The 21,383-nt window shown below is 32.0% G+C and carries 25 protein-coding genes and 1 pseudogene; 13 read left to right on the top strand and 13 right to left on the bottom strand.

Annotated elements, in window-relative coordinates; translation table 11 throughout:
• Positions 1-30 precede the first annotated feature (30 nt).
• The 6 genes from ACQQ6V_RS02860 to ACQQ6V_RS02885 all read right to left on the bottom strand — a co-directional run bounded on the left by ACQQ6V_RS02860 (position 31) and on the right by ACQQ6V_RS02885 (position 5,464).
• Positions 31-534 (bottom strand): hypothetical protein, encoded by a 504-nt coding sequence (locus tag ACQQ6V_RS02860; protein ID WP_448844075.1) that lies wholly within the window; start codon positions 532-534, stop codon positions 31-33.
• 218 nt (positions 535-752) lie between these two features.
• Positions 753-1,304 (bottom strand): hypothetical protein, encoded by a 552-nt coding sequence (locus ACQQ6V_RS02865; RefSeq protein WP_448844076.1) that lies wholly within the window; start codon positions 1,302-1,304, stop codon positions 753-755.
• A gap of 370 nt (positions 1,305-1,674) precedes the next feature.
• Positions 1,675-2,703: a DNA cytosine methyltransferase gene (dcm, locus tag ACQQ6V_RS02870; protein WP_448844077.1), complete on the bottom strand. Its 1,029-nt coding sequence runs from the start codon at positions 2,701-2,703 to the stop codon at positions 1,675-1,677.
• A 2-nt stretch (positions 2,704-2,705) separates the two neighbouring features.
• On the bottom strand, positions 2,706-4,097 hold the full coding sequence (locus ACQQ6V_RS02875; RefSeq protein ID WP_448844078.1) for a protein NO VEIN domain-containing protein: 1,392 nt from the start codon (positions 4,095-4,097) through the stop codon (positions 2,706-2,708).
• A gap of 1 nt (position 4,098) precedes the next feature.
• Positions 4,099-5,136 (bottom strand): DNA cytosine methyltransferase, encoded by a 1,038-nt coding sequence (locus tag ACQQ6V_RS02880; protein WP_448844079.1) that lies wholly within the window; start codon positions 5,134-5,136, stop codon positions 4,099-4,101.
• Positions 5,126-5,464 (bottom strand): helix-turn-helix domain-containing protein, encoded by a 339-nt coding sequence (locus ACQQ6V_RS02885; RefSeq protein WP_448844080.1) that lies wholly within the window; start codon positions 5,462-5,464, stop codon positions 5,126-5,128. The genes ACQQ6V_RS02880 and ACQQ6V_RS02885 overlap by 11 nt, the downstream gene beginning before the upstream one ends.
• Positions 5,465-6,599: 1,135 nt before the next feature.
• Between ACQQ6V_RS02885 and ACQQ6V_RS02890 the strand changes: the two genes are divergently transcribed.
• A complete protein-coding gene (locus tag ACQQ6V_RS02890; RefSeq protein WP_448844081.1) occupies positions 6,600-6,845 on the top strand; it encodes a hypothetical protein in 246 nt (81 codons plus the stop codon).
• Between the two features lie 9 nt (positions 6,846-6,854).
• Positions 6,855-7,361 carry a DUF2335 domain-containing protein gene (locus tag ACQQ6V_RS02895; RefSeq protein ID WP_448844082.1) on the top strand — a complete coding sequence of 169 codons (507 nt, stop codon included), beginning with the start codon at positions 6,855-6,857 and terminating at the stop codon, positions 7,359-7,361.
• Positions 7,362-7,704: 343 nt separating this feature from the next.
• On the opposite strand, the gene ACQQ6V_RS02900 is transcribed toward ACQQ6V_RS02895, so the two are convergent.
• Entirely contained in the window at positions 7,705-7,899 is a 195-nt protein-coding gene (locus tag ACQQ6V_RS02900; RefSeq protein ID WP_448844083.1) for a hypothetical protein, read from the bottom strand.
• Between the two features lie 67 nt (positions 7,900-7,966).
• Between ACQQ6V_RS02900 and ACQQ6V_RS02905 the strand changes: the two genes are divergently transcribed.
• Positions 7,967-8,452 carry an Ivy family c-type lysozyme inhibitor gene (locus tag ACQQ6V_RS02905; RefSeq protein ID WP_448844084.1) on the top strand — a complete coding sequence of 162 codons (486 nt, stop codon included), beginning with the start codon at positions 7,967-7,969 and terminating at the stop codon, positions 8,450-8,452.
• A 197-nt stretch (positions 8,453-8,649) separates the two neighbouring features.
• On the opposite strand, the gene ACQQ6V_RS02910 is transcribed toward ACQQ6V_RS02905, so the two are convergent.
• The gene (locus ACQQ6V_RS02910; RefSeq protein ID WP_448844085.1) at positions 8,650-9,939 is read right to left on the bottom strand and encodes a cryptochrome/photolyase family protein; all 1,290 of its coding nucleotides are present in this window, start codon (positions 9,937-9,939) and stop codon (positions 8,650-8,652) included.
• A 76-nt stretch (positions 9,940-10,015) separates the two neighbouring features.
• Positions 10,016-10,185 (bottom strand): annotated as a pseudogene (locus tag ACQQ6V_RS02915) (sterol desaturase family protein); the annotation flags it as partial.
• On the opposite strand from ACQQ6V_RS02915, the gene ACQQ6V_RS02920 reads away from it, so the two are divergent.
• Entirely contained in the window at positions 10,150-10,287 is a 138-nt protein-coding gene (locus ACQQ6V_RS02920; RefSeq protein WP_448844086.1) for a hypothetical protein, read from the top strand. The pseudogene ACQQ6V_RS02915 and the gene ACQQ6V_RS02920 overlap by 36 nt on opposite strands.
• Here the strand turns inward: ACQQ6V_RS02920 and ACQQ6V_RS02925 are convergent.
• The 3 genes from ACQQ6V_RS02925 to ACQQ6V_RS02935 are packed head-to-tail and all read right to left on the bottom strand — an operon-like array spanning position 10,274 to position 11,604.
• A complete protein-coding gene (locus ACQQ6V_RS02925; RefSeq protein WP_448844087.1) occupies positions 10,274-10,735 on the bottom strand; it encodes an SRPBCC family protein in 462 nt (153 codons plus the stop codon). The genes ACQQ6V_RS02920 and ACQQ6V_RS02925 overlap by 14 nt on opposite strands.
• Positions 10,725-10,901 carry a hypothetical protein gene (locus ACQQ6V_RS02930; protein WP_448844088.1) on the bottom strand — a complete coding sequence of 59 codons (177 nt, stop codon included), beginning with the start codon at positions 10,899-10,901 and terminating at the stop codon, positions 10,725-10,727. The genes ACQQ6V_RS02925 and ACQQ6V_RS02930 overlap by 11 nt, the downstream gene beginning before the upstream one ends.
• A gap of 40 nt (positions 10,902-10,941) precedes the next feature.
• Complete coding sequence (locus ACQQ6V_RS02935) at positions 10,942-11,604, bottom strand: MarR family winged helix-turn-helix transcriptional regulator (RefSeq protein WP_448844089.1); 663 nt, start codon at positions 11,602-11,604, stop codon at positions 10,942-10,944.
• A gap of 249 nt (positions 11,605-11,853) precedes the next feature.
• Between ACQQ6V_RS02935 and relB the strand changes: the two genes are divergently transcribed.
• The gene (gene relB / locus ACQQ6V_RS02940; protein ID WP_448844090.1) at positions 11,854-12,120 is read left to right on the top strand and encodes a type II toxin-antitoxin system RelB family anti-toxin; all 267 of its coding nucleotides are present in this window, start codon (positions 11,854-11,856) and stop codon (positions 12,118-12,120) included.
• Between the two features lie 2 nt (positions 12,121-12,122).
• Positions 12,123-13,385 carry a type II toxin-antitoxin system HipA family toxin gene (locus ACQQ6V_RS02945; protein ID WP_448844091.1) on the top strand — a complete coding sequence of 421 codons (1,263 nt, stop codon included), beginning with the start codon at positions 12,123-12,125 and terminating at the stop codon, positions 13,383-13,385.
• A 450-nt stretch (positions 13,386-13,835) separates the two neighbouring features.
• Here ACQQ6V_RS02945 and ACQQ6V_RS02950 read toward each other — a convergent pair whose 3' ends face one another.
• Positions 13,836-14,762, bottom strand: coding sequence for a helix-turn-helix domain-containing protein (locus ACQQ6V_RS02950; RefSeq protein WP_448844092.1), 927 nt, complete (start codon positions 14,760-14,762; stop codon positions 13,836-13,838).
• Positions 14,763-14,966: 204 nt separating this feature from the next.
• On the opposite strand from ACQQ6V_RS02950, the gene ACQQ6V_RS02955 reads away from it, so the two are divergent.
• The 7 genes from ACQQ6V_RS02955 (at position 14,967) to ACQQ6V_RS02985 (ending at position 21,341) form a co-directional block, all read left to right on the top strand.
• The gene (locus tag ACQQ6V_RS02955) at positions 14,967-16,496 is read left to right on the top strand and encodes an aldehyde dehydrogenase family protein (protein WP_448844093.1); all 1,530 of its coding nucleotides are present in this window, start codon (positions 14,967-14,969) and stop codon (positions 16,494-16,496) included.
• Between the two features lie 189 nt (positions 16,497-16,685).
• Positions 16,686-17,717: an alcohol dehydrogenase AdhP gene (gene adhP, locus ACQQ6V_RS02960; RefSeq protein WP_448844094.1), complete on the top strand. Its 1,032-nt coding sequence runs from the start codon at positions 16,686-16,688 to the stop codon at positions 17,715-17,717.
• 68 nt (positions 17,718-17,785) lie between these two features.
• Positions 17,786-18,160 carry a DUF779 domain-containing protein gene (locus ACQQ6V_RS02965; protein WP_448844095.1) on the top strand — a complete coding sequence of 125 codons (375 nt, stop codon included), beginning with the start codon at positions 17,786-17,788 and terminating at the stop codon, positions 18,158-18,160.
• Between the two features lie 429 nt (positions 18,161-18,589).
• The gene (locus ACQQ6V_RS02970; RefSeq protein ID WP_448844096.1) at positions 18,590-19,024 is read left to right on the top strand and encodes a MarR family winged helix-turn-helix transcriptional regulator; all 435 of its coding nucleotides are present in this window, start codon (positions 18,590-18,592) and stop codon (positions 19,022-19,024) included.
• 13 nt (positions 19,025-19,037) lie between these two features.
• Positions 19,038-19,460, top strand: a complete 423-nt coding sequence (locus ACQQ6V_RS02975) for an organic hydroperoxide resistance protein (protein ID WP_448844097.1) — start codon at positions 19,038-19,040, stop codon at positions 19,458-19,460.
• A 181-nt stretch (positions 19,461-19,641) separates the two neighbouring features.
• Positions 19,642-20,274: a nitroreductase family protein gene (locus ACQQ6V_RS02980; protein ID WP_448844098.1), complete on the top strand. Its 633-nt coding sequence runs from the start codon at positions 19,642-19,644 to the stop codon at positions 20,272-20,274.
• A 470-nt stretch (positions 20,275-20,744) separates the two neighbouring features.
• Complete coding sequence (locus ACQQ6V_RS02985) at positions 20,745-21,341, top strand: hypothetical protein (protein WP_448844099.1); 597 nt, start codon at positions 20,745-20,747, stop codon at positions 21,339-21,341.
• The last annotated feature ends 42 nt before the right edge of the window (positions 21,342-21,383 follow it).

Raw genomic sequence — 21,383 nt, forward strand, 5'->3', positions numbered from 1 at the left:
CGGTTACCTATGTTAGCTGCAGCCATAATTTTACTTTTTTTCTACTTCTAAAATGATTTTACTGAATTGAGTTTCAAAAACTTCAACTTTATTTCCAATTTCAATAGAATCATAAATTGATGAATTTGTTTCAATTAATTCATTATTTACTTTTAAGAATTGAATTTCTTCTTTTTTCATTTCTTGTCCCCACAGTTTGGGAAATAAATCACCTAGAATTGGAATATATAAAGTTCCTGATCCTGCTTCATAGTCTACTCTTTGTAATTTTTCAGTTACTTTTTCAATTCTACTGATTTTTAAATTAAATTTTAAATCTTTTCTGTATTTAGAATTTAATAAAAAATTCACTAAATAGGAGAGAAGTAATACTGAAAAATTTATTATTAGAATAATTTTAAAATCAATTTCGTCTTTTTTTACGAATTGAATTATATCAAAAATAAGCACACCGAAAATAATGATAATTGAAGCAATGTTTCCGATTATCATTTCTTTCTTAATTTTGTTTCTATCAGTTTGATTAAGCGTCATTTTTGGTATGGTTGCAGCTAACGGAAAAAGTATTGGCGAAGACGGGCAAAAAGGAATTCGGAGAATTCAATTTTGACTGAAAGAAACCAATGCTTTTTCGTGGAAACTAAATTACAAAAAAAGTTGTAACGAAAAGCAGTGGCGGCGAAGATTATTCAAATTTTCAATTTGGATATTCAAGCCCGTTTTTGCCAATACACTGTTAGCTGCAGTATCTTTTAGAAATCATATCCAATTTTTATACTCAAATCTAAAACAGCTCCTGATGTATTAAAGTCATTTCCAAATGTTGTTCCATAACCTAATCCTGCTTTAAATTCATAATTGAAATTTTCAGCAAAATTTCTTCTAAAACCATAAGTTGGAATAAAATTAATCTGATTTGAAAGACCTACATTTTTTGTATTTGAAATTACAAACCAATCTGGAATGTAACGAATTTGCAAGCCAAAATAATTTGCTGAATTATTTTTAGTGTTTTTTCCGTTTTCAGCTCTTTTAGAAATATTATAATAATATTTTGGTTGAATTGTCAGAGCAGGATAAAAAGCAAAACCTGTTTTTGCGTACATATCTCCACCCCAAATTGCCGGGAATAAACTTGCTTCTGCTCTTAAAGTTGTTTTATCAGCAATTTTAGTTTCATTGTAAAGGTCGAGACCAAACATTCCAATTTGAATTCCTGAAATATTTTTTTCAACATTTGAATTTTGTGCTTTTCCCAAGATTGCTAAAATGGAAAATGCAAATAAAGAAATTTGTTTTCTCATAAAATTTCGTGAAAGATTTTATTTATTTTTTTTGATATTTAATTTGTTACGCAAGTTTTTGTGATATTGCAGCTAACGGTTAAGGGCTTTGCGAAGGAGCGGATTAGAAAGACGGAACTTTCAACTTTGCACTACAGTTAGCAAAACCATTTTTTATTTGCTAATTTAGATTTTTTCAGCAAATAAAAAATGGTTTTTGCGGATAAAAAGCACAAATGTTGAATTTTGCACTTAATTCGCTCTTTTGCAAAACCCATGTTATCGGTAGTGGCTTTTTTCGGTCGCTTTGTTGTGCGTTGGCTTGGTAGCTCTTTTGCATTTTTTATATGGCTTTGTGCGGTTGGGAAAATGCAAATGTGCTACCAAATGTTTAGATTTCTTGTAATTCGTTTACTTGAATACTTTCACTCATTGTGTTAAGACTTTCTGCCAAAGCATTTGCAACGTGCCACATCAAAACAGGCGGAATTGCATTTCCTATTTGCTTATAGGCTTGTGTTTCACTCACAGGAAATACAAAACTTTCAGGAAATGACTGAATGCTTGCGGCTTCTCTTGGTGTAAATCGTCTATAAATTTCCTTTTCGGGATTAACTAATAACACAGGGTCACGAGAATTTAAACTCGTTTTTGCTAAATGCGAAGTAACTGTTAGGCATTGTCCGTCCAGATCTTGATACAAGCCACGCTTCATATTATTTTTTGCATTTTTCATTCCTTCTACTGCTCTTTGAGAGAAATAATATTTTTCGTCATCAATTGCTAATTGAGGAATTACATTTTTAAGAGAAACCCATTTTTTTGTACTGAAAAGGCTTGTTTCAGAGTGTGTATCTATCGGAAATTTATAATCTACATCTACATCATTTCTTACTCCGACAATAAAAACCCTTTCTCTTTTTTGTGGAATACCAAAGTTTGAAGCAAGTAAAACTTTATATTTCACTTTGTAGCCAACACTTTCAAATTCGGTAATTACTTTTTTAAGAATTTCTCCTTTTTGTAGCGTTACCAAACCTTTTACGTTTTCGCAAACGAAAAATTTAGGTTGTTTTACTTTTAATATTTTTACGAGTTCTTTGTAAAGATTTGCTCTATCGTCATTCGTGTCTTTATTTGGGTTTACCGTACTAAATGATTGGCAAGGAAAACCTCCAAGCAATAAATCAAAATCGTTGATTGAGTTAATATCTACATTTTTTATGTCATCACAAATGGCTGGATGTTCAAAATTTGCATTGTACGTTTCAACTGCGTATTTATCAAAGTCCAAAGCATAACTTATCTCAAATGGTAGTGGTACATAAAAATCCTTTAGGAATTTAAAATCTCCAAGTATTCCTAAATCCGAGCCTCCACAGCCACAAAAAAATGACGCTACTTTAATTTTATTTTCCATAATTAATATTGTTTGTCTATACTTTCAGAACCAAAGTCCATTCTGTATAAAGTTGGTAAAACTGTAATTATTCCACTATCATTTTTCCCAAATGGGTCATTGATTTTTCTAACGATTGTTGCATTTGGAGTGAAATAAACTCTATAAATATTGTACGCAGAACGGTATTGTTTTGCTGCAATCCATTCTTTTCTTGTTAAGTTGATTGTGTCTGTCCAAGAATTATCTTCTAAATCAGGTTCGGTAATTCGTTTTGTAGATTTAACTTCTACAAACCTTGCAAATTCAGGTTCTCCACGATTTTCGTCAGCTTCCACAGAAGAAATATCATAACCTAAACCTCTTTGTTTTCCTAATAGTAATACTTTATTTACCAAACGTGGATGTGTTGCATTTACTCGTTTTTTCTCTAAATCGAAAACAAAATCTTCACCTTCATCTCCCAAAATAGTTTGGTCAGTTCCTTTTTGTGGAACTTTGGGTTTTTCTACTTCTTCTCTTTGTAATGCTTCTAATGAAGTTGATAAAATTTCAGGATTTTGAACGGCTATTTTTCCAAAATATGCAGACCAATCATAATACAGTTGTTTCTTCTCGCCATCAATATTCAAATCATATTTGAATATGTCAAATTGTAATGGTTGGGCTAATTCTGAAATGAAAACATCAATAATTTCTCTTTCGGCTTTATTGATTATCAAATTATTTCCATCAATAATTATCAAATTGGCTAAAGCCAATAAGTTGAGCTGTTCTCTTATATGTTGTGTATGAAATGAACCTGTTTCTAATTTATTGACTGTATTTTCAGCTCTGTCTTTTAAAATTATTCCTAAAACTTCTTCAATAGAAATATTTCCTTGCAAAACTTGTTTTGCATTCAATACATAGTATCCAATTTCGTCTTTGGTGAGAATTATTCCATTATTTTGAGCAAGAGAAAGCAAAGCCAAAACAAAATGAAAAGGTTTGAATTTTATTCCATAATTTATACGTTCTTCAATAGTTTGGATTTTTTGAGTTCCATTTGGAAACTGAAAATTCAAACAAAGATTTTTGAAAAATGCAGGTTGGTCATTATCAATTAAAAGTTTCTCATTACTTGGACTTTCATAAATATATTGCTCATCAAAATAGTACAACCCAAAAAGTTTTCCTGCAACTTCGGTAATATGGTTTCTAATTGTTTTTTGATTGCTTTCCCTAAGATTTTCAAAATCATCATTATAGATTATTTGAGATAATCTGTCATTAAATTCTTGATCAAATACTTCTTTTGGACAAGGACATATTTCAGCTACAATCGTAGCATAAGCAGGTAAAATATTGTCTAATTCCTTTTGTGCTTTACCTCGAATGATTGTACATCTATATTGAATATCTGGATTGAACATTTTAAATGTATTTAATTAATTCTTCTGCAATTGTTTTAGCCAATAATGGTGGAACTGCATTACCTATTTGTTTTAACTGACTTGTTTTTCCTCCTTTAAAAATATAATCATCGGGAAAAGATTGAAGTCTTGCACTTTCTCTCGCAGTCGGCACTCGGTCAAATTCATAATGAAAATGATGATTATGTCCTGTGTCAATCGTAAAGCTCGGCTTTTGACTGTTTAATCTTGTCCAAGCGATATTTACTTTTCTTGTTTGATGAAGTTCTTCGGGCAAATCTTTATAATTTCCTCCATCAGGAACCATCGAAATGATTTCAATCGTTTTATCATTATGAATTGTAATTTGGTGGTTGAAAACTCCTTTGGAGTTTTTTCTAATCATTTTCTGAAATTCATTTTGAGGTTTGATAGGATATTGGCTTCCATCTTCCAAAGTATCTTTTGGTAAATCTGAAATAGCTTCTTTTGAAGTGATATGTTTTTTTATTGTTGGTTCAGGAAAAATAAATTCTTTTTTATTTTTTGTTCCAATGAAAAATGCACGTTTTCTGTTTTGTGGAACTCCAAAATCAGAAGCTAGCAAAACTTTGTAAACTACGGTGTAGCCGAGTTTTTCAAAATCTTTAATTATACTGTCTTTAACAACACCTTTTCCCATAGAAATAATGTTTGGTACATTTTCCATTAAAAAAACTTTCGGTTGATAGAATTTTACAAAACTCACAAACGATTTATAAAGTTGGTTACGTTCATCATCTACAATTCTTTTTCCTGCAATAGAGAAACCTTGACAAGGCGGACCTCCAATGATTATATCAACATTTTTTATTTCCGTTTTTTTACTTATTTCTTTAGGTGTTTCGTTAAATAAATCAGCAACAATTCCTCTTGCGTTTTTATGCGTATTCTCAAAAGTTACAATCGCATCTTTCCAATGGTCAATTCCCAAAAGTACGTCATAGCCTGCTTCGATGAACCCATAGGAAAGTCCACCGCAACCGCAGAATAAGTCTATAACTGTTGGTTTATTTTTCATTATCAAAATTGATTTCTCCTTGTTTTACGTTTATATTCTTTAAATAATTCATTTTCTCTTCTGCTACAATTAATGTTTTGGGAGAACAGTTATATTGATACATTTTTTTTGCAAATTGGTCTCCAAAATATTCGGTTTTCAATTCTTCAATGTCAAGCCCAAAAGTGTTTGCTAATTTTTCTAAACATCTTTCGTCAAAATCTTTTTTACCTGTTTCAATTTTACTTAAAGCACCTGAATCAATACCAATTTTTGCACCTAATTGTGTAAGTGTGAAATTGTTTTGAGTTCTTAACTTTCTTATATATTCTCCAAAATTTGCTTCCATTGTCTTGAATTTTAAATCTTGACGATTTTGACAAATTTACACAAATATTATAACCTCAAAAAACTTTAAACTTGATTTTTTAGAATTTGGGGTGGTGGGTGGGCTTGGGAGCGTTGGGGCAAAATTAAATGTGGTGCAATAGCGTTGGATTTGTGCGGAGGCTTGCACCTCTTTTAATTTTTGCGAAGCGTTGGCAATTTTTTTCGTTTTTGTAAGTCGGTTGATTTTGTGACGTAGCGTTCAAATGCCATTACCGATAACGGAGGCTCGGCTTTGTGAAGTTTACTCAGGAAGCTTGCTTCTAAGAGTAAATTTCTCAAAGCCGAAGTTTTGCGATGACGACCGGTTCTGGTCGTTTCGTAAAACGTCGGCGTAGCCGAGCCTCCGTTGTTGCGACAGCGACCATAGGGAGTTGTCGCAACAACGGAAAAAGGCTTTGCGAAGTGCGGGAATTCGAAGAACTTTAGTTCAAGAAAGACCAAACGGAGCCGATGCTTTTTCAATGCTGTGAAATTACAAAAAGGAAACGGAATTGAAAAGCAGCGGCGGCAAAATATTACAAAATTTTCAATTCAGACTTAAGCCCCGCATTTTGCAAAACCTATGTGCTCGTTGCACAACTCAATTTTAGAAGATACTCAGAATTCATAACTATATCTACGCGGAAAAAGCTGGTAGAGCAACATCATCAATGGAAAAAAGAAGCTTACAAAGCAATGTTTGGTGTGAAAAAAATGCAGCTTCTTAAGAAGAGGCTTTGTTTTTTTAGATAAGCAACAAAATACTTGTTCGATGGCTTGGATTTAAGCCTCTTTGATTATTCTATTTTCCTGGAAATTGCCAGAATTAACCTCGCTTAAAAAGGCTAAAACGAGGTCGATATTTTCTGTATTTTTAAAAATTACAGAGTTGTGCAACGGTTACCAATGTTAGCAGAAGTAATATGGCATATATTTTGGCGTTATAATTAGTAGAAAAAGATTAACACTTATTATATTTTGTATGTGTTATATTTTTTATAAATTAGCAATATTGAAAAAGCATTCGCTACGTTTGGTCAAAATTGAACTTTCAGTCCATTTTTTTCCGCACTTCGCCAATACTTTTTCTGTTATCTGAAAATTAAACATTCACTATGAAAAGACACACTAAAATTAGAAAAACTGATTTTCTTTTACCAAATAATGATTTCATTATAGGATTGGGAAGCGTGTTAAACTTGTTAGGTTCATATTTTGAATATAATTATTCTAATTCATCAAAAGAAGCTGACTTTAAAGCTTTGGAGTCTGATTGGCAAAATGTTGGTGAAGATATTAGAGTATCTTTGAAAAAAGTAAAGAAAGCAAATAAAAATGAAGATATTTGCCTAACTTACTAAAATAATCTTATGAGTGATAAGTCTTTACCACAAAAGCAATCAGATAATGAGCAAAAGTCACATAAATCTGAAATTATTGAGCTAGAGCGGGAATTGTTATCTGTTAATCCTAGAATTTTTGATGGAATAAAAAAAGAAAAGAAAGAAGAATTGCTGAGAAGTTTTTCTGTTACACTAATACAAGAAAAATCTCATTCAGGACCTCTTCCAGATGCTGAAACTTTAATTCAATACGATTCAGTAATTCCTAACGGAGCTGATCGAATTATGGCGATGGCAGAAAAACAACAAGACCATAGAATTAATATTGAAACAAAAGTGATTACAAGTCAAAATAAACAAAGTGGCCTTGGTCAAATTTTTGGTTTAATTATTGGCTTATTTGGAATTTCTTGTGGTACCTTCCTTGCATACTCTGGAGAAACTACAGTTGGTGGAATAATTGCAGGCGGAACAGTTGTTAGTTTAGTATCAGTTTTCGTTATTGGTAAAACTAGACAAAAAAAGAAATCATAGTAATCTTAAAATTTAAGAATATGGGATTTAATTATTATTTTATCCCATATTTTTTATGTGCAATTTTGAATATTATTACAGCTAACGGAGGCTCGGCTTTGTGAAGTTTACTCAGGAAGCTTGCTTCTAAGAGTAAATTTTTCAAAGCCGAAGTTTTGCGATGATGACCAGTTCTGGTCGTTTCGTAACAACGTTCAAATTTACGTATTGCGTCAATCCGATTTATATAACTTGCGTCAATCCTTTTTATTTATTTTGTTTTTTTTTTTTTATTGTAATTGACTGTATATTAGTATTTAAAATATATTATTTTTTTAGATTCACGAATATATAGTAGTTTAACTTATATTTTATAATTTTCTAAATGATAATATTTGCTTTCCAAATTTATATTATCATATAATTTTTCAAATTGATTTTGTGACTTTTTTAAAGCAGTTTGATAGATAACCTGAATTTTAAAACTCCATATAATTTTTAATTCTGAAATAGAATCCGATATTGTTATGTTTGCTTCAATACAATTAATCTTAATCATTTAATTTGGTATACTTTTGGTAGCCTTATTCCCATTAAAATATTTAAAACTATTAAATCAAATACAAATGAAAAAAATATTATTGGCAATAGGTACTCTTTCTTTATTAGCAGTGTCATGTTCTAAAGAAAAAACTACAGTTATAGAATCTGGTAAAGATACGTTAGTTGTTAAGCATGATACTATAGCTGTTAAAAATGATACATTGGTAGTAACTGGAGTAGAAAATATTATTACTAAAAATGTTGGTAAGTATCCAGAAGAGCTTAAATTGTTTGATGATAGTGTAATTGGAGATCGTATAAAAAAATTAGCGGGGAATCAGTATGATGCTTTTAAGAAGAATTTTAATGTAGAAACACCAATTGCTAAAGAATCTTCCGTTTATAAATTCAGTGGATGTAAGCAACATAACTGCCCAGCTTATCAAACAACAATTTTATATGATGCTGCTGGTGATAATCTGAATATTATAATCGATGAAAATGGTAAAAGTACAGTGCTAAAAGAAAAAGCTGAAATTGCTTATTCTGATGCGCTAAAAGCTAAATAATTAACATTGATCTATCCTAAAAATCTTATCAGATTGAAGGTTGGAAATTTTAAAATAAACCAAAGTGAAATTCAATTTTTGCTTTGGTTTATTTGTTTTTTGAAGGTATTATTTTTTTACTGAAAACTGTTTTTATAATGTTTGATGACTTAATTATACTGCCAAAAATTGGTGCGATTTTTCTCAAATATTAATAATTATTGAATGTCTTTATATCGGGCAATAGCTCTTTCTCTAGCATAACGATGATCAACAATTGGAGACGGATAAGAGAAGGATTCTATATTATTGACCCATTTTTTGATATATTTAAGATCTTTATCAAATTTTTTAGCTTGCTCCGTCGGGTTGAATATTCTAAAATAAGGCACAGCATCACATCCGCAACTTGCTGCCCACTGCCAATTACCATTGTTGGCTGCAAGATCATAATCCAGTAGTTTTTGAGCAAAATACGCATCGCCCCAACGCCAATCTATCAATAGATGTTTGGTCAGAAAACTTGCAACAATCATCCTTACACGGTTATGAAGATGTCCCGTGAGATTAAGTTGCCTCATACCAGCATCAACAATTGGATAACCTGTAGTGCCATTACACCAATGCGCAAAATCTACTTCATTATTAATCCAATCCATTTTATCGTATTTTACTTTAAAACTTTGATGAACGACTTGTGGAAAATGAAATAATATCTGCATATAAAACTCCCGCCAAATTAATTCGTTAAGCCAAGTTTCGTTATTTTTTATTGCCGTTTTTACACATTCTCGTATTGATATTATCCCGAATCTAAGCGCTAAGCTAATTCCCGAAGTCCCATTAATACCTGGGTAATCTCGAGTTTTATCATAGTTAGAGATTATACTAGAATCTAGGCTAGGTTCTACTAATGTTAAATCACTCTTAGCAAAGCCTATCGTTTTTAAATCTAATATTTTGCTTGGGTTTATTTTGAAAAACTGATTAATATTGACCTCGTAAGGACTGTAATGATCTTCGGTGAGTAAGCTTTTCCATTTTTTAGAATAAGGAGTGAAAACTGTATATGGTGTATTATCTGCTTTTAGAACATCATTTTTTTCAAAAATAACTTGATCTTTCGAGCTAGAAAAAGATATCGACTTGGAGTTTAAGAATTCTTCTATAGATTTATCTCTGGCGATAGCGCTAGGTTCATAATCGTTATTGCAAAATACAGCGGCTACATCATATTTTTGGACAATATCATTAAATGCCTTTTCAGGATTATTATAATACGTTATTACAGCAGATCCAACCTTTTGTAATTCTTGGTTAATATGGTGAAGCGCTTGATGGATGTAATCTACACGACGATCTTCTTTGTCTTCAAATTGATTGAGGATTTCAGGATCAAAAATAAATATCGGAAAAACTTTATAACCTGAAGATAATGCCTTGCTTAGACCTGCGTTATCATAAAGTCTTAGGTCTCTTCTGAACCAAAATATGACTATTTTATCCATTGTTTTTATTAGTGAGTAATTAGTTTTTTTCTAATTTATTTTTTTTAAAGTACATTTTAAAATATTTTACAGACACTCACAGAAAACCAAAACATTCTCCATCTTCTTTCCCTATATGTTTATGATGCTGCTTGTGAGCTCTTCTGATGGCGAGAAAGTAAGGATTCTGAGTGTTTTTAGTATTTTTAATCTTTGATGAATGAAAAGATCATGCACAAAAAAATAGGCAAATCCATATATTGTAATTCAGAGGCCGATGCAGATACCAAAGTAAGCCAAGTAAGACCTTCCATCAGAAAAAATACAGCAACGATAATTAAAAAATTAATGGCATTTAATTTTGATTAAATATTTTTTCTAAAACCTTAAAACGGTAATCAAAAATCTGATTAATTCTTTTCTCTACAAAAAGATTACGAACTATATCTCCTAAGAATCCAAGAGGAAGTTCGTAATAGATGGTATCTTGCATTAGCACGCCTTTTTCGTTAGGGAAAAAGTTATGACGATGATTCCATAATTTATAAGGTCCTTTTCTTTGAAAATCTGTAAAACTTTTATGCTTATCCACTTGGGTAATTTCCGTTTGCCATTTAAGCGGAATAGATAATAAAGGAGCAACTGTATAATCAATCAATAGACCTTCGTAGATTTCTTGTCCTTCATGTTGACTTTTAACCTCGAAAGCCATGTTTTCTGGCGTTATTGTAGCAAGATTATAAGGCGAAGAAAAAAAATCCCATGCAGTTTCTATATCGGTATTTAATTGTTGTTCTCTGAAAAATTTATAAATCATTGTAATTTATTTTTTTGTTAAATCCTAAATAATAGATTAGACAAGACGATGCAAAAGTTCTTTTTTTCCAATCTTTCTCTTCGTAGTTTCGGAAGTTTTTATCTAGTAATTGTTGCTTAGTATGATAAGTATGCTGCTGCGGATAATCCAGAAAATCCTGATCCAATAATAGCGACTTGTTTTTGAGATTTTGATTGTGGCATATTTTATATTATTTCATAGACTTTGCTAACATGATCAATCAACAATTCTGGTGTAATCTGATCGTCATATATTGATTGATGAAAATTATCTAGCTTTTGTAAGAGCTTCAGAAGTTGGTTTTTTTCGGTTTCTGATAGATTACCTAAGACAATTTTAGAAGCTTGTCTTATTTTCTGCATTTGAGAATCTAAAGTCTTTATGCCATCTTCTGTAATAGAAAGAATTTTAGTTCTTTTGTCTTCTAAAGAGTCTTCTTGCAATACCCAATTATGCTTTACTAATCGATCTATAATTTTTATTCCGATTGATTTTTCGTGGACATTTTTCTTAATTAATTCTATTTTTGACATTTTGCCAAATGCTTTTAGATTAATTAAATAAATAAATTCTTCTTGTGTAGAAAAATCAGAATTATAGATGGCAGACTTAGAATAGCTTTTGGCATAGCGATTCATGTTAATAATCAGCGTATTGATAATACTATCTATGCTTCTTCCGTTTTCTTTGCCTTCCCAATCTGCATTGTTTTTAACCTCGTTATGAGATGCTTGTTCGGCAATCCAAGCCTTAAAGTCTTCTATATTGTTGTCGTGATTTCTATCACTATTTTTAGTTTCAAATTCTTCTAACAAATTGATAACTTCATGCAAAAGCTTGTAATTCATTTGATTTAATTTGTGTAAATATACACTAATTATTCATTTAGTAATATAAAAGTACTTTAATTTAATATTGCGTGTATTTAAAAATAAAATAAACATTTGGTTGTAAAATACCTTTTACATAAGATACTTGTATTAAAAATATTGCTTAGTCTAATTTAATTTAATAGAATATTAATATTTGGTTTTTGATTACTATAATGCTCATTTAATTAATTTTATCTAAATTTGTTTATTATAATAAACAATGTTATGCTTGATTTTATTACGATAAAAGAAGTTAAAATTAGTATTGGCACTTGGTGTAGAGAGATGCGCAAAGCCGAAAATCTTACCAAACAAGAATTGGCTGAGGAATTAGATCTTTCTAGGTTTACAATTGCTAAGCTAGAAAATGGTGAAAACCCAACGCTAGACACTGTGCTAAAAGTCTTACAATATTTTGATGAAATGAAGACATTGAATCAATTTGTTACTGATAAAATAGAAAATGTTGACAACAATCAATCTCTGTACTAATTATGGCAAAAAATCAAGTAATATCTGTTTATTTTAGAGGTTTAGAAATTGGGAAAATTGGATATGACGAGAATCAACGTAAATCTTCCTTCCAATATAATCCAACTTTTTTAGAAATGGATCAGTATAAAAGATTGTTCCCTTATATTATAAGAAGGACGCCCAATGCCCAGATTTTTTCTGAGTTTGAAGGAGAAACTTTCCGTGGTTTGCCTCCAATGATTGCAGATTCTTTACCTGATTATTTCGGGAATATTGTCTTTAAAGAATGGTTAGAAGCTACGCAGAAAGATCTTGTTAATATTTCTCCCTTAGAGCAATTAACATATGTTGGTCAGCGAGGGATGGGTGCTTTGGAGTTTATGCCAGCCAAAGAAATTGTATCTGATGGTTCTATAGATGTAGATGCTATTACAGAAGTTGTAAAAAAAGTTTTGGACGTTAGAGAGTCTGTCAATGAGAAAATGCTTAGCGATGCAGCATTACTTAATATCTTCAAAATAGGAACTTCAGCAGGTGGAGCAAGGCCTAAAATCTTGGTGTCTGAGCATAAAGAAACTGGTAGGTTAGTTGCTGGCGATCTAGCAACATCTATTGATTATAACCATTATTTGATTAAGCTTTCAATAGATGAAGACGAAGGTTACTCTAAGGAGAAAGTGGAGTATATCTACTATCAGATAGCTAGAAAAGTAGGGATTAATATGATGGATTCTAAAATGGTAGATGATAAGCATTTCGCTACTTTACGCTTTGATAGGCTATTCGGAGAGAAGCAGCATATATTAACGGCTTCTGGGATGACTGGTTGGGATTTTAAGAAACCAGAATACTCAAGCTACGAAAATCTTTTTAAGCTATCAGTTGATCTTAAGCTTCCTCATAAGGATATTGAGCAATTGTATAGAAGAATGGTTTTTAATTTGGTATTTGCGAATATTGATGATCACCTAAAGAACTTTTCTTTTATTTACAATAGTAAAAAAGACCGTTGGAATATAGCGCCAGCTTATGATTTGACTTATCCACTAGATGCTCTTAAGAATTATACAAGAGTAACGAGAGCATTGTCTATTAATGGGAAAAGAAATGAAATTAATAGAAATGACCTACTAAAAATAGCAGATCAATTTACAATAAAAAACCCGAATGCTATCATTGATGAAGTAATTTTGGCGACCAAACAATTCAGGGTTTTGTCAGGAGAAGAGAACATTCCATCTAAAGCTATTGCTAAAATAGAGTCTGAGTTTAATCTTATGTAGCTTTTTGTATAAAATAGTTGTAAGAAAATTATGTTTGTTTTTTAGTAAAACTATATTCTTATTAGTTTTAATTATATCTGTTAAGACTGAAAATATTATAAAATTGAGATTAATAAAATAGCTGTAAACAGGGATTTTTTCATGTTGTCACTTTCGATACTTTTGTAAGACAATTTGATGATGAAAAAAGTGTAGAATTTTATTGGAGATCATATTTATACGACGTACATAGATAAACTTAACTTATATTGTAAAGAAATATAAAAACACAAATGATGTTTCCTAATATTGTATAGATCTTCAATAGGTTCTATAATCATTATAATGCTTTTACCTTAATAGGAAGAAAGTTTTCAAATCTTATTTTTAGTTTAATGTTCTATTAAACTATATTTCTTTCATAGATTTTTTTTTAAAAATACGAGTAATCCTTGCAGGATTATCTAGCAATTAATCATTGATGAAGATAATTTTGCTTTGATATAATTTAGGCGTTGTACCTTCCATCTGGCGGAAGACTCTTGTAAAGTAATTAGTATCCGAAAATCCTGTCTGATAAGCCACTTCTTTGATGCTTTCTCTCTGATCAAGGAGTTCTTTGGCACGTGTAATCCGTTCTTGCAATATATATTCGTTAGGAGAAATACCAAGCTCTTGTTTAAACATTTTAAAGAAATTAGATTTGCTGACGTAAGCCATTTTTGCAATATTATCAATAGATAACTTCTTATGGATATTTTTCTTGATATAGTCTACGACAAAGGCAATTCTTGACTTGCTTTTCACTAAGTTTTTCTCTACTAGATTTCTGCCTTGCGTCTGCATTAGCCGGATGAGAAGTTCTTTTAATGCAAAATCCGCCATTACATCTTTGTGAGAATTATCATCCATCGCAATTCTCATAATATTATTAGTTGCGGAGGCTAATGATGGCGTATTAAAAAGATAATATTCTTCGTTAGAAATATCCCAGTTAGAGGTCTCGTCTATTTTTGGAGCAGTTAGATTGAGATTATTAAGTGCATTTTCTACAAATTCTGGATTTAGGCTTAGAGATACACATTGCGAAGCATTCTCAGTAGCTTCGGGAAAATCTATAAGCATAGTTTCTCCAGGTGCAACGAGAACACTTTCTCCAGGGAGGTATTCAAAATAGTCTGTTTTGCCATCAAGTTTCATCATTTTCTTCCCACGGAGCATACTTGTGAAAGCAAGATTTTCAAAATTTAATTTAACATTATAAGCACTCAAGTGCGTTTCATATATATTGAACTCACAATCTTTAAGACTGAAAGTTGTTTTGTTTTCTACGAGATTTGATAAGTGATTTTCCTTTAATAATGCGGGTTTATCCAACATATATTTGGCATTCTTCATGACCTCAATTTTTTTGAATAGCTAATGCTCTAAATGTAATAAAATTTCCCTAATGCTTTCTTTTGTTTTTGTTAAAGAAATGATAAAGTTTTTACGGCAGATATGATTTTACTATAAAAATATAGCATTATGCTATTCGTTTCATCATAGCAAAGGTAATTTCGAAAACAACAAAACAAGATTAATAATTAAAATTTAATAGTTATGAGTACAGTAACAGAAACTAAGAAAGATAACGCATTACAAAGACCGGATTTTAAAGCGAAATATGATAATTATATTGGCGGCAAATTTACGGCACCAGTTTTAGGACAATATTTTGATGTTATCTCTCCTGTAGATGGTAAAGTTTTTACACAAGTAGCACACTCTACCAAAGAAGATTTAGAATTGGCAGTAGATACGGCACACAAAGCTTTTGAAACTTGGAAAAATACCTCTGTAACAGAGCGTAGCATTATCCTTAATAAGATTGCAGATCGTATGGAAGAAAAACTTCAATACATTGCTGCAGTAGAGACTATAGATAATGGTAAAGCGGTGAGAGAGACCTTGGCTGCGGATATTCCTTTGGCGATTGATCATTTCAGATATTTTGCAAGCGTTATTAGAGCGGAAGAAGGCTCTGCTAATGAGTTAGATAAAGATACTTTGTCATTAATTATCAATGAGCCTTTAGGGGTTATTGCTCAGATTATCCCTTGGAATTTCCCAATTCTAATGGCAGTTTGGAAGTTGGCGCCAGCTTTAGCAGCAGGAAATTGCGTTGTGCTAAAACCTGCAGAAAGTACGCCAGTATCTATTTTGGTACTTATGGAGATTATTGGCGATCTTATTCCTGCGGGCGTAATCAACATTGTTAATGGATTCGGAGCTGAGCTAGGACGTGCTTTGGTAACTAACCCTAAAGTAGCAAAAGCAGCTTTTACAGGGTCAACAGCAACGGGAAGATTAGTAATGCAATACGCAACAGAAAATATTATTCCGGTAACATTAGAGTTGGGTGGTAAATCTCCTAACGTATTCTTTAGTTCGGTAATGGATGAGGACGATGAGTTTTTGGATAAAGCAATCGAAGGTGCAGTATTATTCGCGCTTAACCAAGGTGAGATCTGTACTTGTCCGTCCAGACTTTTAATTCAAGAAGACATTTACGATGCATTTATCGCAAGAGTTATCGAGCGTGTTAATGCAATTAAAGTTGGTAACCCACTAGATCCAACAGTGATGATGGGTGCTCAGGCATCACAGATCCAAAAAGATAAAATCATGTCTTATATCAAATTAGGTAAAGAAGAAGGCGCTGAGGTACTTACAGGTGGCGATGCTAACCATCTCGGTGGCGATATAGAAGATGGATATTATATCCAGCCGACCTTATTTAAAGGACATAATAAGATGAGAATCTTCCAAGAAGAAATTTTCGGGCCAGTATTGGCGGTAACTACCTTCAAGGACGAAGAAGAGGCGATTGCCATTGCCAATGATACAATTTATGGATTAGGAGCGGGTGTTTGGACACGTGATGCACATCAATTATATAAGATACCAAGAGCAATTCAGTCGGGTAGAGTTTGGGTTAATCAATACCATAGTTATCCTGCTGGCGCACCTTTCGGAGGATATAAGCAATCAGGTATCGGTAGAGAAAATCACAAGATGATGTTGGATCATTACCGTCAGACTAAGAATATGTTGATTTCTTATAACAAAAATAAATTAGGCTTCTTCTAGAGTTTAATTTTGGGCGTGCCCCTTTGTTTTGCCAAGCTTAGTCAACCGCAAAACAAAGGGTCGGTCTACGCCTACAACTCCTCAGTCGGCGCTCGCTTCGCTCGCGCCTCTTTGCGGGGTTTTCGGCTTCGCCCTCACGCGGATGTCGTTATTAAAATTTAATACCAAACCAATAAAAAAATAAAAATTATGATTCCAAAGACTATGAAGGCCGCAGTCGTACAAGGCTACGGACAACCCTTAGACATTAGAGAAGTACCTGTAAGAACACCAGGTAGATACGAAGTACTAGTAAAAGTAATCGCTTGTGGCGTTTGTCATACCGATTTGCATGCTGTAGATGGCGATTGGCCAGCTAAACCGAAAATGCCATTAATCCCAGGACACGAAGGTGTGGGTATTGTAGTAGCTTGTGGTCCAGAAGCACAAGTAAAAGAAGGTGACGCTGTAGGTGTGCCTTGGTTATATAGCGCTTGTAGCTGTTGCGAATATTGTATTACAGGATGGGAAACACTTTGTGAAGCTCAGCAAAATGGTGGTTATAGCGTAGATGGTAGCTTTGCAGAATATGTAATTGCAGATTCTCGTTATGTAGGTCATCTAAAATCAGATGTTAATTTCCTAGAAATAGCACCAATATTATGTGCAGGAGTTACAGTTTATAAAGGACTTAAAGAAACCGAAACTAAGCCAGGCGAATGGGTAGCAATTTCAGGGATTGGAGGTCTAGGTCACGTTGCAGTACAATATGCCAAAGCTATGGGAATGCACGTTGCAGCAATAGATGTAGCAGATGATAAGTTAGAATTAGCTAAGAAACTAGGTGCAGATTTAGTTGTTAATGCCAAAGAGACAGATCCAGGGCAATATCTTCATAAAGAAGTAGGAGGTATGCACGGTGCGTTAATTACCGCAGTATCACCAATCGCTTTTAAGCAGGGTATTGATGTATTAAGAAGAAAGGGCACAATTGCTCTTAACGGTTTGCCACCAGGATCTTTCGAGCTTCCTATTTTTGAGACGGTATTGAAAAGAATTACAGTAAGAGGATCTATTGTAGGAACAAGAAAAGACATGCAAGAAGCCTTAGAATTTGCTAATGAAGGTCTTGTAAAAGCAACAGTAACATCAGCAAAATTAGAAGATATCAATGATGTTTTCGATAAAATGAAGAAAGGTCAAATTGACGGTAGAGTCGTTCTAGACATTGCCGGAAGTTAGTAATATTAGTTTTGTGTTTAGCCTGACAGAAATGTCAGGTTTTTTTTAACTTTAACAAAAATAAAATCATGATTTCTAGATTAGATATTACAGATAAAGCATTAGAAGTTGTAGAAGAGTTGGAGGCAAAATATGGTCCGTTAATGTTTTATCAAGCTGGAGGATGTTGTGAAGGGACGCAGCCTCAATGTTTTGAGAAAGGTGGTTTTTTCCCAAGGATGAATGACGTTCTCATTGGTCATATCAAGGATTTCGAGTTTTGGATAGATCGTGACCTTTATGAATATTGGCAGTATTCGCATTTTACTCTCGATGTATTAGATGGTTTTGGTCCTGGTGGTTTTTCTTTGGAAACACCTTTGGGTAAGACTTTTAAAGTTCATTATCGGTTATTTTCCCCAGAAGAATTACAGGATTTAGCACTAATTGTACGAAATCAATAGTTGCAACCTTAAGTTTTATTTTTTTCTATTAACTAATAATTTTTTATTTATTTAAGCTCAGTACAATATTTGTGATTAGCCAGATTACTTATATTATTCTTTTATTTTTCTTTTAATTATTGAACTTAAAATATTATAATATTTTAAGTTTTTCTTCATTCTGAAATATGTTTTCTTTCGCCTAATCTCAATTTTTTAACAGCGAAATACTTTAATTAATTTTAAGTTTCTTCATTTAGCTCATTAGGTTAATAGATAATTTTGTGATGTAATATTGTCATTTATTGCCTATTAATCATAGTTTTTGCACTGTTTTAATCTCTATTTTTTTTTGTAATATTTTGATTTGAGATAAAAAAATAAAAATAATTGCATAAAATTATATTTTGCACAATATAATTTACTAACTTTGCACAGTTAATAGAAGTAGTGGAAAGTAAAGAAGAGCAAGACTCGTTAAATATAAAGAACCAAGTGTGTTTTCCCATTTATGCACTGTCAAAAAAAGTGGTGAATCATTATCGTGCGATATTAGATCCGCTTGATATCACATATCCTCAATATTTAGTTTTACTTATTTTGTGGGATAAAGGTGAACAAACGGTTGGACAGTTGGGCGAAAGTCTATTTTTGGACTCAGGAACCTTAACTCCTTTGTTGAAAAGAATGGAGCAAAAAAATATTCTTACTAGAGAAAGAAGTGCCCAAGATGAGCGTGTTGTCAAATTAAAACTAACGCAATATGGTATTGATATGAAAGATCAAGCAAAAGAAATTCCTCAAAAATTGATGCAATCGATGGGGTTTTCTCTAGAAGAGCTTTCGGAACTAAAGAGTGTAATTACAAATTTTTTAAATAAATAAAAATTCCCAAAAAATGAAAACATTATATACAACTAATGCAACTGCCAAAGGTGGTAGAAATGGTCAAGTAAAAAGTGATAACGGAGTATTAGACATCGAAGTGCGTATGCCAAAAGCATTGGGTGGAGCAAACGATGATTATGCTAATCCAGAAATGTTATTTGCAGCAGGATATTCTGCATGTTTTGATAGTGCCTTAAATCTTGTTATAAATAAATCGAAAATAAAAACAGGCGAAACAACTATTACAGCAAAAGTAAGTATTGGACAAATAGAAAATGGAGGATTTGGGCTAGCTGTTGAGTTACACGCTAACATACCAGGTGTAGAATTAGATGTGGCGCAAGATCTTGTGGATAAAGCACACCAAGTATGTCCTTATTCTAACGCTACGAGAGGAAATATCGAAGTGAAATTAACTGTTTCTAATAACTAAAAATAGATGCAGTGCATTGTATTATAATATATAAATTATTATAATATACAAAATTGGTAAGTTATTTGTAAGTAATAGTTACATATGCTAAATAATTTATTAATAATCGTTTCTAATTAAAATAGTTTTTAGAAATGGTTTTCTAACTAATATTAATTGTATTAATTTCAAAATAAAAAAAATGTCATTAATTGAAGATTTGAACTGGAGACACGCCGTAAAAGCGTATGATTCTACAAAAAAAGTAAACGAAAACGATATTGATAAAATTGTAGAGGTAGCACGATTAGCGCCTACGTCTTCTGGTTTGCAACCGTTTAAAGTTATCATTGTAAGAGATCAGGCAGTTAAAGAAAAATTAGCAGAAGGTGCTCTTAATCCGGATTGTATGAGAGATTGTTCTCATGTTATTATTTTTGCAGCGTGGGATAGATACACCGTTGATAGAATTGATAAAGTGTATGATTTTACAACTGATGAGAGAGGTTTGCCAAGAGGTAGATTCGGGTCTTATACAGATCAATTAAAGAATATCTATATGAATGAATCCGAAGAATTAAACTTTGCTCACACAGCTCGTCAGACTTATATTGCTTTAGGACTTTCTTTAGCACAAGCAGCAGAATTAAAGGTAGATTCTACTCCAGCAGAAGGATTTAGCAATGATGTTGTAGATCAAGTTCTTGATTTGAGAAAACATGGATTAAGAAGCGTATCCTTAATGTATGTAGGTTATGCAGATCCTGAGAAAGACTGGATTGCACCTATGAAAAAAGTTAGAATTCCTAAGGACGAGTTTGTTTTAGAATTTTAAATAATTAATTCTTAGAATTGATTAATCATAAAGTTATTTTTTAACACATTATCATTGGCTTCGCGTAAGTACCTTATAGGTTAGGTTGTTAATAACGAAGCAGTTTTATATTAAATAAAATTTTTCAATATATTTCGTTGAGAAATCAAGAATTATACGAAGCCAATGATACTTAATAGTTATTATTAAAAAACTGATAGTTGTAGATGTAAATATTTAATTATCAGTTTGTTAATCCTTAGTTGTTTCCATAGCAACTTTTATAATAATTATCGCGAGAACAAGCTATCTATGATTTTATATGATAGTTTGTAAAAATTAAGGAGTAAAAGTTTCACCAATTAGGCTTACTCCATTATAACACTTATAAATCCTTAATTACCATTAGCCTTATATTTAATAGTGTTATTGCAATTAGTTTATTGGTGTCTTATGTTAAATATTATTAATTAAAATTAAGTTTAAATATTATGTTAGTAAAACACAAAATGAAAAATGTTTTATTTTTAGTGCCTTTCTTTGTTTTTAACTCAGTAAGCGCTCAAGTAGGAATCAACACGAATGATCCTAAAGGTGCATTCCACATTAATCCTACGATTCTTGATCCTCAAAATGAAAATAAAGCCGATGATGTTGTGGTTATGGCTAATACCGGTAATGTAGGTATTGGTAATGTTTCTCCAACTGTTAAATTGGATGTAAAAACAGAAGGAACCGCTACAACACCTGTTGCTGGTTTTAAGTTAGCAGATGGGACAGAAGGTGATCGTAAAGTTTTATTCAGTAGTGCAGATGGTACTGCATCATGGAAATACCTTAATATTTTCTCAAAAGAGCCAGTTTCTGGAGTTTTTAATTGGCCTGCATATACTCCTATTGGTAATGTTGGATGGAATTCTATAGCAAGCTTAGTTGTACCTCCAGGATCTCATATGATTTACATTAAAGTTCATATTTTAAAGTCTACTAATGATGGTTTTTCATTTTTAAGAACTTATGTAGGGACAAAGAATTTAGGTAGTGATAATACTAAATCTAACGATGATCCCATTTTAGGAAGCTTGTGAACGGTAAGTAAAAATGCAGAGTTTTTGGCAATTAAGAGTACA

The organism is Chryseobacterium electrogenes (genome assembly GCF_053553015.1).